Origin of the sequence: Streptomyces mobaraensis NBRC 13819 = DSM 40847 (assembly GCF_017916255.1) — a bacterium.
Classification (GTDB): Bacteria; Actinomycetota; Actinomycetes; order Streptomycetales; family Streptomycetaceae; genus Streptomyces; species Streptomyces mobaraensis.
Genome location: NZ_CP072827.1, coordinates 3,762,389 through 3,777,663, shown reverse-complemented (window position 1 = coordinate 3,777,663; position 15,275 = coordinate 3,762,389). Strand labels below are relative to the sequence as shown.

Annotated in this window: 11 protein-coding genes, 2 tRNA genes and 1 pseudogene; 12 read left to right on the top strand and 2 right to left on the bottom strand. The window is 70.8% G+C overall.

Features of this window, described 5'->3' with window-relative positions; genetic code table 11:
- The first annotated feature begins 716 nt into the window (after nt 1–716).
- The 9 genes from dnaN to J7W19_RS16050 all read left to right on the top strand — a co-directional run bounded on the left by dnaN (nt 717) and on the right by J7W19_RS16050 (nt 10,958).
- Nucleotides 717–1,847: a DNA polymerase III subunit beta gene (dnaN, locus tag J7W19_RS16090; RefSeq protein ID WP_004939840.1), complete on the top strand. Its 1,131-nt coding sequence runs from the start codon at nt 717–719 to the stop codon at nt 1,845–1,847.
- Between the two features lie 208 nt (nt 1,848–2,055).
- A complete protein-coding gene (gene gnd / locus J7W19_RS16085; protein WP_004939842.1) occupies nt 2,056–2,931 on the top strand; it encodes a phosphogluconate dehydrogenase (NAD(+)-dependent, decarboxylating) in 876 nt (291 codons plus the stop codon).
- Nucleotides 2,932–2,993: 62 nt separating this feature from the next.
- Entirely contained in the window at nt 2,994–4,127 is a 1,134-nt protein-coding gene (recF, locus tag J7W19_RS16080) for a DNA replication/repair protein RecF (RefSeq protein WP_004939844.1), read from the top strand.
- Entirely contained in the window at nt 4,124–4,654 is a 531-nt protein-coding gene (locus J7W19_RS16075) for a DciA family protein (protein ID WP_004939846.1), read from the top strand. Before recF ends, J7W19_RS16075 begins: the two co-directional genes overlap by 4 nt.
- A gap of 336 nt (nt 4,655–4,990) precedes the next feature.
- A complete protein-coding gene (gyrB, locus tag J7W19_RS16070; RefSeq protein ID WP_040887888.1) occupies nt 4,991–7,057 on the top strand; it encodes a DNA topoisomerase (ATP-hydrolyzing) subunit B in 2,067 nt (688 codons plus the stop codon).
- Nucleotides 7,058–7,103: 46 nt separating this feature from the next.
- Nucleotides 7,104–9,737 carry a DNA gyrase subunit A gene (gene gyrA / locus J7W19_RS16065; protein ID WP_004939849.1) on the top strand — a complete coding sequence of 878 codons (2,634 nt, stop codon included), beginning with the start codon at nt 7,104–7,106 and terminating at the stop codon, nt 9,735–9,737.
- Nucleotides 9,738–9,740: 3 nt separating this feature from the next.
- Complete coding sequence (locus J7W19_RS16060; protein WP_040887893.1) at nt 9,741–10,481, top strand: DUF3566 domain-containing protein; 741 nt, start codon at nt 9,741–9,743, stop codon at nt 10,479–10,481.
- 84 nt (nt 10,482–10,565) lie between these two features.
- Nucleotides 10,566–10,639: transfer RNA gene (locus J7W19_RS16055), tRNA-Ile, on the top strand.
- 184 nt (nt 10,640–10,823) lie between these two features.
- Entirely contained in the window at nt 10,824–10,958 is a 135-nt protein-coding gene (locus J7W19_RS16050; RefSeq protein WP_003958712.1) for a DLW-39 family protein, read from the top strand.
- Between the two features lie 131 nt (nt 10,959–11,089).
- Here J7W19_RS16050 and J7W19_RS16045 read toward each other — a convergent pair.
- Together J7W19_RS16045 and J7W19_RS16040 are read right to left on the bottom strand one after the other, a co-directional pair.
- Nucleotides 11,090–12,259 (bottom strand): annotated as a pseudogene (locus J7W19_RS16045) (serine/threonine-protein kinase).
- A gap of 9 nt (nt 12,260–12,268) precedes the next feature.
- A complete protein-coding gene (locus J7W19_RS16040) occupies nt 12,269–12,814 on the bottom strand; it encodes a helix-turn-helix domain-containing protein (protein WP_004939854.1) in 546 nt (181 codons plus the stop codon).
- Between the two features lie 117 nt (nt 12,815–12,931).
- Here J7W19_RS16040 and J7W19_RS16035 point away from each other — a divergent pair.
- From J7W19_RS16035 to J7W19_RS16025, 3 genes are all read left to right on the top strand, one after another.
- Nucleotides 12,932–13,004, top strand: a tRNA-Ala gene (locus J7W19_RS16035).
- Nucleotides 13,005–13,280: 276 nt separating this feature from the next.
- Nucleotides 13,281–13,970: a response regulator transcription factor gene (locus J7W19_RS16030; protein WP_004939855.1), complete on the top strand. Its 690-nt coding sequence runs from the start codon at nt 13,281–13,283 to the stop codon at nt 13,968–13,970.
- 2 nt (nt 13,971–13,972) lie between these two features.
- Nucleotides 13,973–15,268: a sensor histidine kinase gene (locus J7W19_RS16025; protein ID WP_004939858.1), complete on the top strand. Its 1,296-nt coding sequence runs from the start codon at nt 13,973–13,975 to the stop codon at nt 15,266–15,268.
- The last annotated feature ends 7 nt before the right edge of the window (nt 15,269–15,275 follow it).

The window sequence follows — 15,275 nt, the reverse complement described above, 5'->3', positions numbered from 1 at the left end:
CCGTCCACATCCTGGGGACTGGGAAGTTATCCAGATGATGTCCACAACCGGGCCTGTTGACAGCTCATCAGAGGAGGTCAGCAGGGTGTGGAAGTGTGGGGAACCGAAGTCCACAGCCTGTGGATGACGGGTTCGCCCACAGCGGCCGCGCCGGTTGTCCACCGGCCGCCCACAGGAAGACGGGCGTTGTGCACAGCCTTTCCCCAGGGTTGTCCACTGTTCGGCAACGAAACGCCCGGGCTCACCGCGCCGAGTGAAAGGCATCACACCAAGCTGCCGGGTTGGGCTGTGGGGAACCTGGGTAAAGCTGGGGACGAGCCTGGGGAGAAGTGCGCCCTGCCTGTGCACCGCCTGTGCAGAACTTTTGTTTCTCCACAGTGACCCCCCGTTTTCCACCGTGGCCGCCCACAGGGGCAGTGGACAAAAAATCCGGCCTGACCAGGGCAAAGGAAGTTTTCCACGGTTTCCACAGGCCCTACTACTACGACCACAGAGATCAAGCGGGGAACTCGTTTCGAAGTGGGCCCTGTGCACAACTCGGCCCGAGGCTGCGCCACGCCGTCCGGTCCGACTTGACCCCGAGCAGCGCCGGCTGTCAGCGGCGTACGTCAAACTGGTCTCCGGCTTCGCAGCCGTCGAGCCGACGGATGCCCGACGAAGCCGGCGACGAAGACAGCCCAGCAGGGCCAGCCAGCAACAAGCAGGAGGCGGTTCCGGTGAAGATCCGGGTGGAGCGCGATGTACTCGCGGAGGCAGTGGCCTGGGCGGCCCGCAGCCTCCCGGCCCGTCCGCCGGTGCCGGTCCTCGCGGGGCTGCTGCTGAAGGCCGAGGACGGCTCGCTCAGCCTCTCCGGCTTCGACTACGAGGTCTCGGCCCGCGTCTCCGTCGAGGCGGACGTGGAAGAGGACGGCACCGTCCTCGTCTCCGGCCGGCTCCTCGCCGACATCTGCCGCGCACTTCCCAACAGGCCTGTGGAGATCTCCACCGACGGCGTCCGCGCCACCGTGGTCTGCGGCTCCTCGCGATTCACACTCCACACCCTGCCTGTGGAGGAGTACCCGGCGCTGCCCCAGATGCCCACCGCCACCGGCACGGTCCCGGCCGAGGTCTTCGCGTCCGCCGCCGCCCAGGTCGCCATCGCCGCCGGCCGTGACGACACCCTGCCGGTGCTCACCGGTGTGCGCATCGAGATCGAGGGCGACACCGTCACCCTGGCCTCCACCGACCGCTACCGCTTCGCCGTCCGCGAGTTCATGTGGAAGCCGGAGACCCCCGACGTCTCCGCCGTCGCCCTGGTCCCCGCCAAGACGCTGCTGGACACCGCCAAGTCCCTCAGCGGCGGCGACTCCGTCTCGCTGGCGCTCTCCGGCTCGGGCGCGGGCGAGGGCCTGATCGGCTTCGAGGGCGCCGGCCGCCGCACCACCACCCGGCTGCTGGAAGGCGACCTGCCGAAGTACCGCACGCTCTTCCCGACCGAGTTCAACTCGGTCGCCGTGATCGAGACGGCCCCCTTCGTCGAGGCCGTCAAGCGCGTGGCCCTGGTCGCCGAGCGCAACACCCCGGTCCGGCTGAGCTTCGAGCAGGGCGTGCTGATCCTGGAGGCCGGCTCCAGCGACGACGCACAGGCTGTGGAAAGGGTCGACGCCCGGCTGGAGGGCGACGACATCTCCATCGCCTTCAACCCCGGCTTCCTGCTGGAGGGCCTCTCCGCGATCGACTCCCCGGTCGCCCAGCTCTCCTTCACCACCTCGACCAAGCCGGCGCTGCTCAGCGGCAAGCCCGCGGTCGACGCGGAGGCGGACGAGGCGTACAAGTACCTGATCATGCCCGTGCGGCTGTCGGGCTGACGCGCCACCGACGGGCCGACGTCCCCCGCACGGCGCAGACCGCCCTGGTCCGCCGGCCCGGGGGACGCCTCGTTCGAGCGCATGGACGCACCACGGGCGGGTACCCGCCCCACCGTTTGAGCGCTCGGTCCCGACAGGTGTGCACGGACCCCCGGGCGTAGGCTCGGATCCGGGTAAACCGCTACGACTACGGCATAGAGGATCACTGATGGAGCTCGGTCTCGTCGGTCTCGGCAAGATGGGCGGCAACATGCGCGAGCGCATCCGCCGCGCAGGCCACACCGTCATCGGATACGACCGCAATGCGGACCTCGCGGACGTCCACAGCCTCCAGGAGCTTGTGGATTCCCTGAAGGGTCCCCGGGTCGTGTGGGTCATGGTCCCCGCGGGCGCGGCGACCCAGTCCACCATCGACGAGCTCGGCGAGCTGCTGTCGCCCGGCGACGTCGTCGTGGACGGCGGCAACTCCCGCTGGACGGACGACGAGAAGCACGCCGAGCAGCTGGCCGCCAAGGGCATCGGCTTCGTGGACTGCGGTGTCTCCGGCGGCGTCTGGGGCCTGGAGAACGGCTACGCGCTGATGTACGGCGGCGACGACGAGAACGTCGCGAAGGTGCAGCCGATCTTCGACGCGCTGAAGCCCGAGGGCGAGTTCGGCTCCGTGCACGCCGGCAAGGTCGGTGCCGGCCACTTCGCCAAGATGGTCCACAACGGCATCGAGTACGCCATGATGCAGGCGTTCGCCGAGGGCTGGGAGCTGCTGGAGGCGGTCGACTCCGTCACCGACGTGCGCGAGGTCTTCCGCTCCTGGCAGGAGGGCACGGTCATCCGCTCCTGGCTGCTCGACCTCGCCGTCAAGGCCCTGGACGACGACGAGCACCTCGACAAGCTGCGCGGCTACGCGTCCGACTCGGGCGAGGGCCGTTGGACGGTGGAGGCCGCCATCGACAACGCGGTCCCGCTCCCGGCGATCACCGCGTCCCTCTTCGCCCGCTTCGCGTCCCGCCAGGACGACTCGCCGCAGATGAAGATGATCGCCGCGCTGCGCAACCAGTTCGGCGGCCACGCGGTCGAGAGCAAGTAACACCCGACGCGTAATCCCCACGCGTAACAGACCACGCGAATCAGGAGGCTCGGCGCGCACCCATGCACGTTTCGCATCTCTCGCTCGCCGACTTCCGCTCGTACGCCCGGGTCGAGGTCCCGCTCGACCCGGGCGTCACGGCTTTCGTGGGGCCCAACGGCCAGGGCAAGACCAATCTCGTCGAGGCGGTCGGCTATCTGGCGACCCTCGGCAGCCACCGGGTCTCCTCCGACGCCCCGCTGGTCCGCCTCGGCGCGGACCGGGCGTTCATCCGCGCCGCCGTCGTCCAGGGCGAGCGGCAGCAGCTGATCGAGCTGGAGCTCAACCCGGGGAAGGCCAACCGGGCCAGGATCAACCGCTCGTCCCAGGTCAGACCCCGGGACGTGCTCGGCATCGTGCGCACGGTGCTGTTCGCCCCCGAGGACCTGGCCCTGGTCAAGGGCGACCCCGGCGAGCGCCGCCGGTTCCTCGACGAGCTGGTCACCGCCCGCTCCCCGCGGATGGCGGGCGTGCGCTCGGACTACGAGCGCGTGCTCAAGCAGCGCAACACCCTGCTGAAGACCGCCGCGCTGGCCCGCCGGCACGCCGGCCGGTCGATGGACGTCTCCACCCTGGACATCTGGGACCAGCACCTGGCCCGCGCCGGCGCCGAACTGCTGGCGCACCGCCTGGACCTGATCGCCGCACTGCTGCCGCTTGCCGACGCCGCGTACGAGCGGCTGGCGCCGGGCGGCGGCCCGGTCGCCTTCGACTACCGCGGCCCGGTCGGCGTCGGCGGCCCGGACGGCGCGCGCACCCGCGAGGAGCTGTACGAGGTGCTGCTGACCGCGCTGGGCGAGGCGCGCAAGCAGGAGATGGAGCGCGGGGTGACGCTCGTCGGGCCGCACCGCGACGACCTCGTGCTGCGGCTGGGACGGCTGCCCGCCAAGGGGTACGCGAGCCACGGCGAGTCCTGGTCGTACGCGCTGGCGCTGCGGCTGGCCTCGTACGAGCTGCTCAGGGCGGAGGGCAACGAGCCGGTGCTCGTCCTCGACGACGTCTTCGCCGAGCTGGACGCCCGCCGCCGGGAGCGGCTGGCGGAGCTGGTCGCCGGCGGCGAGCAGGTGCTGGTGACGGCCGCGGTGGACGACGACGTCCCGGACGTCCTGACGGGCGCGCGGTACGCGGTGTCCGAGGGGACGGTCGAGCGGGTATGACCGAGCAGTCCTCGACGCGCAGGGTGCCGGAACCGTCCGGCGTGGACCTGGCGCGGGTCGCGCTGCGCGCGGCCAAGGAGCAGGCGCGGGCGCGGGGCGCGGCCGTGCAGCAGAAGAAGCAGGCGCGCCGCGGCGGCCTGCGCTCCGGCGCGCGCGCCGACGGCCGCGACCCGCTGCCGCTGGGCGCGGCCATCAACCGCCTGATCACCGAGCGCGGCTGGGAGACGCCCGCGGCGGTCGGCGGGGTGACCGGCCGCTGGCCGCAGATCGTCGGCGAGAACGTGGCGCTGCACTGCGAGCCTCAGGGGTACGACGAGGACGCCCGGGTGCTGACCGTGCGATGCGACTCGACCACGTGGGCGACCCAGCTCCGGCTGCTGGCCCCGACGCTGGTGGCCCGGCTCAACGACGACCTGGGCCAGGGCACCGTCCGGATGATCAAGGTGCTGGGTCCGGGCGGACCGTCGCGCCGGTACGGAGCGCTGCGCGCGCCGGGGAGCACGGGACCGGGCGACACCTACGGGTGAGCCGTGGCGGTCGCGTACCCGGGGGAGCCCTGGGGACGGCGGGCCGGAGGTGTCCCCCGAGCGTGGTAGCGGGCGGTTGACAACCCGAAGCGCTGAGTGCCGCTGTGAGCCTCTTGGAGCCCCGGGGCGCATATAGGGAGTCGGCTGATGCCGGTTCAGGGCGGCACATGCGGACTCAGACGCCGCCAAACCCCCATTCATGTCGGCGCTACCGGTAGACTGGTGGTAATCCCGCGCGTTTCGCGGAAACAAGTCGAACGACGCAGTCGCTCCCGCCTGCCCTCCCGGTCCTCCCGACCGACGACGGCGCCCCGCCGCACAGGCAGGAGAAGGTCTGTGCTGTGCCAGAAAGGGCGCTTCGTGGCCGATTCCGGCAACCCCAACGAGAACACCACCCCTTCCCCCGAGGAAGGCGCCACTCCTGTGCCGGAGGACGCCTCGTCCGGCGCTCCGGGCGGAGGTGCGTCGTACGACGCCAGCGCGATCACCGTGCTGGAGGGTCTGGACGCGGTCCGCAAGCGGCCGGGCATGTACATCGGCTCCACCGGCGAGCGCGGTCTGCACCACCTGGTGTACGAGGTCGTGGACAACTCGGTCGACGAGGCCCTGGCCGGCCACGCCGACACCATCGACGTCACGATCCTGCCGGACGGCGGCGTCCGCGTGGTCGACAACGGCCGCGGCATCCCCGTCGGCATCGTCCCCTCCGAGGGCAAGCCGGCCGTCGAGGTCGTGCTGACCGTCCTGCACGCGGGCGGCAAGTTCGGCGGCGGCGGCTACGCGGTCTCCGGCGGTCTGCACGGCGTCGGCGTCTCCGTCGTCAACGCGCTGTCCTCGCGCGTCGCCGTCGAGGTCAAGACGGACGGCTACCGCTGGACCCAGGACTACAAGCTCGGCGTCCCCACCGCCCCGCTGCAGCAGAACGAGGCGACGGACGAGACCGGCACCTCGGTCACCTTCTGGGCCGACGGCGACATCTTCGAGACCACCGAGTACTCCTTCGAGACGCTCTCGCGGCGCTTCCAGGAGATGGCGTTCCTCAACAAGGGCCTGACCATCGCCCTGACCGACGAGCGCCCGGACCACGTGGACGAGGAGGGCAAGCCGCTCGCCGTCCGCTACCACTACGAGGGCGGCATCTCGGACTTCGTCCGCTACCTCAACTCGCGCAAGGGCGAGCTGATCCACCCCACGGTGATCTCGCTCGAGGCCGAGGACAAGGAGCGGCAGCTCTCCCTCGAGATCGCGATGCAGTGGAACAGCCAGTACACCGAGGGCGTCTACAGCTTCGCCAACATCATCCACACCCATGAGGGCGGCACGCACGAGGAGGGCTTCCGGGCGGCGCTGACCTCGCTGATCAACAAGTACGCGCGCGACAAGAAGCTGCTCCGCGAGAAGGACGACAACCTCACGGGCGACGACATCCGCGAGGGTCTGACCGCGATCATCTCGGTCAAGCTGAGCGAGCCGCAGTTCGAGGGCCAGACCAAGACCAAGCTGGGCAACACGGAGGCCAAGACCTTCGTCCAGAAGGCGGTCTACGAGCACCTCACCGACTGGCTGGACCGCAACCCGATCGAGGCCGCGGACATCATCCGCAAGTCGATCCAGGCCGCCACGGCCCGTGTCGCCGCCCGCAAGGCGCGCGACCTGACCCGCCGCAAGGGCCTGCTGGAGACCGCCTCGCTGCCCGGCAAGCTGTCGGACTGCCAGTCGAACGACCCGGCCAAGTGCGAGATCTTCATCGTCGAGGGTGACTCCGCCGGCGGCTCGGCCAAGTCCGGCCGGAACCCCGAGTACCAGGCGATCCTCCCGATCCGCGGCAAGATCCTCAACGTCGAGAAGGCCCGGATCGACAAGATCCTCCAGAACCAGGAGATCCAGGCGCTGATCTCCGCGTTCGGCACCGGCGTGCACGAGGACTTCGACATCGACAAGCTCCGCTATCACAAGATCATCCTGATGGCGGACGCCGACGTCGACGGCCAGCACATCAACACCCTGCTGCTGACCTTCCTCTTCCGCTTCATGCGCCCGCTGGTCGAGGCCGGGCACGTCTACCTGTCGCGCCCCCCGCTGTACAAGATCAAGTGGGGCCGCGACGACTTCGAGTACGCGTACTCGGACCGCGAGCGCGACGCGCTGATCCAGCTCGGCCGCGAGAACGGCAAGCGGATCAAGGACGACTCGGTCCAGCGCTTCAAGGGTCTCGGCGAGATGAACGCCGAGGAGCTGCGCGTCACCACGATGGACATCGACCACCGGGTGCTGGGCCAGGTCACCCTGGACGACGCGGCGCAGGCGGACGACCTGTTCTCGGTGCTCATGGGCGAGGACGTCGAGGCACGGCGCTCGTTCATCCAGCGCAACGCCAAGGACGTCCGCTTCCTCGACATCTGAGTCGGCCTGCACGAACAGCCGCGGCTCGAAAGGACTTTGAACACCAATGGCCGACGAGATGACCCCTGACACGCCCGTGACCCCGGACGGCACCACGCCCGAGGGGCAGCCCGCCACCATCGAGGGCGTCGGGATGCGCGTCGAGCCCGTCGGGCTCGAAACGGAGATGCAGCGCTCCTACCTCGACTACGCGATGAGCGTCATCGTCTCGCGTGCGCTGCCCGACGTCCGGGACGGCCTCAAGCCGGTGCACCGGCGCGTGCTCTACGCGATGTACGACGGCGGGTACCGGCCCGAGAAGGGCTTCTACAAGTGCGCCCGCGTCGTCGGCGACGTCATGGGTACGTACCACCCGCACGGTGACGCCTCCATCTACGACGCGCTGGTCCGGCTGGCCCAGCCGTGGTCGATGCGGATGCCGCTGGTCGACTCCAACGGCAACTTCGGCTCGCCGGGCAACGACCCGGCGGCGGCCATGCGGTACACCGAGTGCAAGATGGCGCCGCTGTCCATGGAGATGGTCCGGGACATCGACGAGGAGACCGTCGACTTCCAGGACAACTACGACGGCCGCAACCAGGAGCCGACGGTCCTGCCGTCGCGCTTCCCCAACCTGCTGGTGAACGGTTCCGCCGGCATCGCGGTCGGCATGGCGACCAACATCCCGCCGCACAACCTGCGCGAGGTCGCCGAGGGCGCCCAGTGGTACCTGGCCAACCCGGAGGCCACCCCCGAGGAGCTGCTCGACGCGCTCGTCGACCGGATCAAGGGCCCCGACTTCCCGACCGGCGCCCTCGTGGTCGGCCGCAAGGGGATCGAGGAGGCGTACCGCACCGGCCGCGGCTCGATCACCATGCGCGCGGTGGTCGAGGTCGAGGAGATCCAGAACCGCCAGTGCCTGGTGGTCACCGAGCTGCCCTACCAGGTCAACCCGGACAACCTCGCGCAGAAGATCGCCGACCTGGTGAAGGACGGCAAGATCGGCGGCATCGCGGACGTCCGCGACGAGACCTCGTCCCGGACCGGCCAGCGCCTGGTGATCGTCCTCAAGCGGGACGCCGTCGCCAAGGTCGTCCTCAACAACCTCTACAAGCACACCGACCTCCAGACCAACTTCGGCGCGAACATGCTCGCGCTGGTCGACGGCGTGCCGCGGACCCTGTCGCTGGACGCGTTCATCCGCAACTGGGTCGCCCACCAGATCGAGGTCATCGTCCGGCGCACCCGCTTCCGGCTGCGCAAGGCCGAGGAGCGCGCCCACATCCTGCGCGGTCTGCTCAAGGCGCTGGACGCGATCGACGAGGTCATCGCGCTGATCCGGCGCAGCGACACGGTCGACGTCGCCCGCGAGGGCCTGATGGGCCTGCTGTCGATCGACGAGATCCAGGCCAACGCGATCCTGGAGATGCAGCTCCGCCGGCTGGCGGCCCTGGAGCGGCAGAAGATCGTCGCGGAGCACGACGAACTCCAGGCGAAGATCAACGAGTACAACGCGATCCTGGCCTCCCCGGAGCGCCAGCGCGGCATCATCAGCGAGGAACTGACGGCGATCGTCGAGAAGTTCGGCGACGACCGGCGCTCCAAGCTGGTGCCCTTCGAAGGCGACATGTCCATCGAGGACCTGATCGCCGAGGAGGACATCGTCGTCACCATCACCAACGGCGGCTACGTCAAGCGCACCAAGACCGAGGACTACCGCTCGCAGAAGCGCGGCGGCAAGGGCGTGCGGGGCACCAAGCTGAAGCAGGACGACATCGTCGACCACTTCTTCGTGTCCACCACCCACCACTGGCTGCTCTTCTTCACCAACAAGGGCCGGGTCTACCGGGCCAAGGCGTACGAGCTGCCGGACGCCGGCCGGGACGCGCGCGGCCAGCACGTGGCCAACCTGCTCGCCTTCCAGCCGGACGAGCAGATCGCCCAGATCCTCGCCATCCGCGACTACGAGGCGGCGCCCTACCTGGTGCTGGCCACCAAGTCGGGCCTGGTGAAGAAGACCCCGCTCAAGGACTACGACTCCCCGCGCTCCGGCGGCGTCATCGCCATCAACCTGCGGGCGATGGACGACGGCCGCGAGGACGAGCTGATCGGCGCCGAGCTGGTGTCGGCCGACGACGACCTGCTGCTGATCAGCAAGAAGGCGCAGTCCATCCGGTTCACCGCGACGGACGACTCGCTCCGCCCGATGGGCCGGGCCACCTCCGGCGTCAAGGGCATGAGCTTCCGCGAGGGTGACGAGCTGCTGTCGATGAACGTCGTCCGTCCGGGCACGTTCGTCTTCACCGCCACCGACGGCGGCTACGCCAAGCGCACGGCCGTGGACGAGTACCGCGTCCAGGGCCGCGGCGGCCTCGGAATCAAGGCCGCGAAGATCGTCGAGGACCGGGGTTCGCTGGTCGGTGCCCTGGTCGTCGAGGAGTCGGACGAGATCCTGGCGATCACCCTCAGCGGTGGTGTCATCCGGACCCGGGTCGACGAAGTGCGGGAAACCGGCCGTGACACCATGGGCGTCCAACTGATCAATTTGGGCAAGCGCGACGCCGTCGTGGGCATCGCGAGGAACGCCGAGGCCGGCCGAGAGGCCGAGGAGGTCGACGAGGACACGTCGGCCGAGGCCGGGGGCGGGGGGCCCGAGGTGGCCGGAGGCACGGAGCCTGCGGTCGAGGACACCGAGGAGTAGGTCGTGAGTCGAGCCACGGGCACCGCGGCAAGCGGTGCGGACGCCAAGCGACGCGGTGCCGGTGCTTCGTCGAGCACCGCGGTCGGCAAGGACGGTGCCCGTGGCGCCGACGCGGACGGGGCAGACTCCCCGGGTGGGAGCGACACCACCGCCGCGAACAGGGGGGACTCCATGACGGAGACCAAGGGCCCGAAGCCGTACCACCCGCCGAAGGCCTACGAGCCGCCGGCCGACCGCACCGCGTCCAAGGCCGGCAAGGGCGCCGGGGGCGCCGCCAAGGGGGGCACCAAGAGCATGAGCAAGTCCGCGGGGGCCGCCGCCCCGTCCGCGTCCCGGCAGGTGCCCGCCCAGGCGCCGGCCGCCGCCGCGGCACCGCGCACCCGCTCCGCACGGCTGCGGGTGGCCAAGGCCGACCCGTGGTCGGTGATGAAGGTGAGCTTCCTGCTGTCGCTCGCCCTGGCCGTCTGCACGATCGTGGCGGTCACGGTGCTGTGGCTGGTGCTGGACGCCATGGGCGTCTTCTCCGCCGTCGGCGGCACCATCAGCGACGCCACCTCGGGGGAGGGCGGCGGGTTCGACCTCCAGTCGTTCCTGTCGCTGCCGCGCGTCCTGATGTTCACCGTGGTGATCGCGGTCATCGAGGTGGTCCTGGCGACCGCCCTGGCGACCCTCATCGCCTTCGTCTACAACCTCTCGGCGTCCTTCGTGGGCGGTGTCGAGCTCACCCTCGCCGAGGACGAATAGCCCTCGCGGAACGGTCCGCCGGGGTGGGGAGGGCGGGCGATTTTGGGACTGGGCCCCAAGTGCGCTAATCTTTCGGTGCAGCGCGGGGCTATAGCTCAGACGGTTAGAGCGCTTCCCTGATAAGGAAGAGGCCACAGGTTCAAGTCCTGTTAGCCCCACCGGCCCGATCGGCCCGGACGGAGAGAAATCTCCGGCCGGGCCGATCGGCTTTTCCGGACAAGTCGTCCGTGGGCGCCGGAGACGGTACGACAAAGGTCCGATACAGGTCACCGATCGGTATCGGCCGGTGTGTATCATCGGCCACCAGAGTCCCCTTACGTCAAGGAAAGACGAGGTCGCGCGGTGAAGAAGCTGCTCCTGGTCGCACTGGCCGCCATCGGCGGGCTCCTCGTGTACCGCCAGATCCAGGCGGATCGCGCCGAGCAGGATCTGTGGACGGAGGCGACCGACTCCGTGCCCGCAGGTTCGGGTGTGTGAGACGACGAGTTCTACGCGGAGCCCCGGCCGGTACGACGGCCGGGGCTCCGTTGTTTTCGCTCCGGTGTTTTTCTCCGGGACGCTTGATTCGCTAGTGCGAATAAAATGATTGCAGTCGCGAAGTGCGTGGCTCAGGCGGCGGAGAGGGCCCACACTCCCACCGCGAGGCACAACAGCGCCAGCACCAGCACCGCGACGGCCGTGGAGCGGGACGGTGGCCGTGGCCGCCAAGAGCGCGGCGGGCGGTGTCCCGGGCCGGTCGGGAGCGCCGCGTAGGGCAGCGCCGAGGGCTGCGGGGGCGTGGGAGGCATCGGGGGCGGTACGGGCCGCGGCGGGGCGCCCAGAGGGCCGTACGGGACGACGGGCGCGGGGCCGACGGGGCGTTCGTGGCCGGCGGGTCGTACGGGGCGTTCGGGACCCTCGGGGCCGAAGCCCGGCGGCAGCGGGCCGACCTGGTCGAAGACCTCGACCGGCTCCTCCCCGGCGGCCGGCGGGGGAAGCAGCGGTACGGCGGCGGCCAGCGCCGTACGGGCCTCCGCCGCGCTCCGGAAGCGCAGCACCGGGTCGGGGGCCAGCAGCCGGGCCAGGACGTCCCACAGCGCCGCGGGGACCTCGTCCGGGGCCGGCGGCACGGAGGACAGCCCCTCCGAGAGGAACCGGTCGACGAGGGCGTCGGCGTCCGGTTTCCGTCCGGTCAGCAGATACAGCGCGACCAGTCCGACGGCGAACAGGTCGGCGGGGAAGTCCGGTTCCTCACCCGCCATTTGCTCGGGCGCGAAGTAACCCGGCGTACCCATCACATAGTTGGTCTCGGTGAGCCGCGGTTCGCCCTTCCGCATCGCACAGCCGAAATCCGAGAGGCGTAAATGCGGGGGCCCGGTCCCGGTCGCCTCCAAAAGCAGGTTCGCGGGTTTGATGTCCCGGTGCACCACGCCTTCCGCGTGCACCGCGGTGAGCGCGTCCAGCAACTGGTCCAGCAGCGCGCAGCAGAATCGCGCGGGCAACGGCCCTTAGTCGCCGATGAGATGGGCGACCGAGCCGCCGCGCACCACGTCCATGGTGAACAGCACCCGGTCGTCGTCCGCGCCCCAGCTGATCGGGGCCAGCACGTGCGGATGGTCGATGCGCAGCGCCTGCTCCCGGACGAAGCGCAGCAGCAGGGTGTGGGCGTGGCTCTGCTTGAGCACCTTCGCCGCCGCGTACCGCCCCCGCACCCGGTCCCAGACCCGCCAGACCTCCCCCACCCCACCGCGTCCGATGGGGTCCACCAGCTCGTAGCGCCCGGCGAGAACCTCCCCCATCGCGGCGGGTCAGCTCTGGTGGGCCTCGTAGTGGGCGACCGCCTCGGCGGTCCGGCCGGCGCCGTAGACGCGCAGGAACTCGGCCAGTTCGGGGTGGGTGGGGGCGAGCGTGCCGGCCGCCTCGATGATGTCGCCGGCGGCGGCCACCGACCGCAGCAGCGACTGGATCTCGCGCACCACCCGCTTGACGGTCGGGGCGCCGCTGCTGGCGGTGGTCTGCGTGGAGTTGAGGACCGACCCGCCGGAACTCCGCTTGACCTCCTCCATCCGCTCCGCGGCCTCCGCGGCGCTCACGCTGCCGTCGGCCACCTGGTGGGAGAGCTCCTGGAGGGCCTGGACGCGCTGCACCACCGCCGGGTTGCCGATCTTCGCCCGCTGACCGCTCATCAACTGCGAGAGCATGGGGGCCGAAAGGCCCAGGACGGAGGCGAGCCGCGCCTGGTTGAGACCGAGATCGTCGATCAGCCGGCGGAAGAGCGCCCCCAGCGGCTCCCCGTACCAGCTCCGCTGCAGCTCACGTGCGCGGGCGGTGGCTTCCTGCTGTGCTGCGTCCATCTCGCTCTCCCCTTCGCTTCGCTGCCGCGAATCTTGCGGTGCATCCTACGGAGAGTGGTGGGTCGCGGCGATACCTGGTCGGCCCCGCTCCCGGCACCGGGTACCCTGGTGCTCCGAGGGGCCTTAGCTCAGTTGGTAGAGCGCTGTCTTTGCATGGCAGATGTCAGGGGTTCGACTCCCCTAGGCTCCACTCTCTTGCACCCCTCTGACCTGCGAAAACGCGGTCAGAGGGGTCTTTTTGTCCCGGTTTTCCGTGTTGACGTGTCAGCACGGACGGCCGTGCAAAGTGTGTGGGGGAGCTCGGAGATGGATCCCCTGGTATCCGGCGGCGTGGATGCGTGGCCGGAGACGAGCCGTGTCCCCGGCAAACGGGCGCGGCGAGCCACTGGTACGACGTCCGAAGGCGCGGCTGTCCGGCCGGCCGGCGTGACAGGTCGTACGTGTGCCCTGCCGTTAGCGTGAAGACATGGCACGCGTCGTGATCGTCGAGGACGACGACACCATCGGGGACAGGCTCACCGCGATGCTGCGCGCCCAGGGGTACGAGAGCGAGTGGTGTCCCGACGGTGCGGCCGCGCTCGCCCGGGCCGCCCGGGAGCCCGCCGAACTGGTGCTGCTGGACCTGGGGCTGCCGGACGTCGACGGGTTCGAGCTGTGCCGTCGCCTGCGGGAGCGGCTTCCCGGTGCGGTGCTGGTGGTGCTGACGGCCCGGACCGGGGAGATGGACGTCGTCGAGGCCCTGGAGTCGGGTGCGGACGACTATCTGACGAAGCCGTTCCGGCTCGCCGAGCTCCAGGCACGGATCGCGGCCCATCTGCGGCGCGCCTCACCCGGCGGTCGCGGTGCGGGCGACGCCGTACGGATCCGCCACGGTGCCCTGCTGATCGATCTCGCCGCCCGGCGCTGTCTCACCCCGGTGGGGGAGGTGGAGCTGCGGCCGAAGGAGTTCGACCTCCTCGCCCGGCTGGCCGCCTCCGTCGGGCAGGCGGTCAGCCGGGAAGATCTGATGAGTGATGTGTGGGACGAGAACTGGTTCGGCGCCACCAAGACCTTGGACGTCCACGTGGCCGCGTTGCGCCGCAAGCTCGGTGAGAGGGTGCGGATCACGACGCTGCGGCACTTCGGATACCGGCTCGAACCGCCGCCGGGGCACTGACCGTGCGGCACCGTGTCCTCCGGGCGATCACTGTCGCCGTGGTGTGCGCGGTGATGCTGTTCGCCGTTCCGCTGGCCGTGGCGGTGTTCCGGCTGTACCGGCAGGAGGAGGTCCGTGTGCTGCAGGAACTCGCCGAACGGACGACGGTGGACGTGCCGGCGAATGTGCACGACACACGGGACCCGATGGAGGTGCCCCGCGCCGAGCCCGGCACCCGGGTCGCCGTGTACGACGACAGGGCGCATCTCGTCACCGGTTCCGGGCCGGTGCGGGGCGACGGTCCCGTGCGGGACGCCCTGACCGGCAGGACTTCGTCAGGGGAGCTGGGCGACTGGTTGGTGACGGCGGTCCCTGTGGGGGCCGGGGAGCGGGTCCGGGCGGTGGTGCGGGCCGGGTCGCCGGCCCGCGGGCCGTTGCGGCGAGCGGCGCTGACCTGGGCGGGCATGGCGGGACTGGCGGCGGTCGCGGTCGGCGTGGGGGTGGCGCTGTCCGTGCGGTCCAGCCGCCGCCTCGCGCGGCCGCTGGAGGCGCTCGCCGCGACGGCCCGGCGGCTGGAGAGCGGAGACCTGGCGGCACGGGCCGCCGCCTGCGGTCTGCCGGAGGCCGACGAGGTGGCCGCCGCCCTCAACCGCGCTGCCGAACGCGTCGAGCGGCTCCTGGGGCGGGAGCGGGCCTTCAGCGCGGACGCCTCCCATCAGCTGCGCACCGCACTGACCCGGGCGCGCCTGGAGCTGGAGAGCGCGCCGGCCACCGGCGCGCCCGGGCCGCGCGACGCGACGCGCACCGCCCTGGACTCGCTCGCCGCCATGGAGGCCACACTGGGCGATCTGCTGTCCTTGGCCCGGGACGTGCCGGAGCGGGCGCCGCTGCATCTGAACGCGCTGCTCGCCGATGCCGAGCGGCGCTGGCACGGCGAACTGGCGGCAGCCGGACGGCCCCTGCGGGTCGTCGTCGAGGAGGGGCTGCCCGAGGCGGTCGGCTCACCGCGCGCGGCCCGGCAGGTGCTGGATGTCCTGCTGTCCAACGCCGCCGTCCATGGCCGGGGCGTGGTGACGGTACGGGCCAGGGACGCCGCCGGAGTGGTGGCTGTGGATGTGGAGGACGAGGGCCCCGGCCTGCCTGATGACGAGGACGTCTTCGCCCGGCGGCGGGATGACGGCGGCGGGCATGGAATCGGGCTCGCGCTCGCCCGTTCCCTGGTGGAGGCCGAGGGCGGTCGGCTGAGGGTGTCGAGGAGGTCCCCCCACCCTTGTTTCACCTGGCTGATCGCCGGCGGGCCGGAAGGGCCGGAGCCGTGACCGGCCT

What these genes read in the sequence shown, in the direction of transcription:
- J7W19_RS16040 (WP_004939854.1), bottom strand. Translation starts at nt 12,814, where the DNA reads ATGGACGCAGCACAGCAGGAAGCCACCGCCCGCGCACGTGAGCTGCAG.
- J7W19_RS16030 (WP_004939855.1), top strand. Translation starts at nt 13,281, where the DNA reads ATGGCACGCGTCGTGATCGTCGAGGACGACGACACCATCGGGGACAGG.
- J7W19_RS16075 (WP_004939846.1), top strand. Translation starts at nt 4,124, where the DNA reads ATGACCGAGCAGTCCTCGACGCGCAGGGTGCCGGAACCGTCCGGCGTG.
- gnd (WP_004939842.1), top strand. Translation starts at nt 2,056, where the DNA reads ATGGAGCTCGGTCTCGTCGGTCTCGGCAAGATGGGCGGCAACATGCGC.
- recF (WP_004939844.1), top strand. Translation starts at nt 2,994, where the DNA reads ATGCACGTTTCGCATCTCTCGCTCGCCGACTTCCGCTCGTACGCCCGG.
- gyrA (WP_004939849.1), top strand. Translation starts at nt 7,104, where the DNA reads ATGGCCGACGAGATGACCCCTGACACGCCCGTGACCCCGGACGGCACC.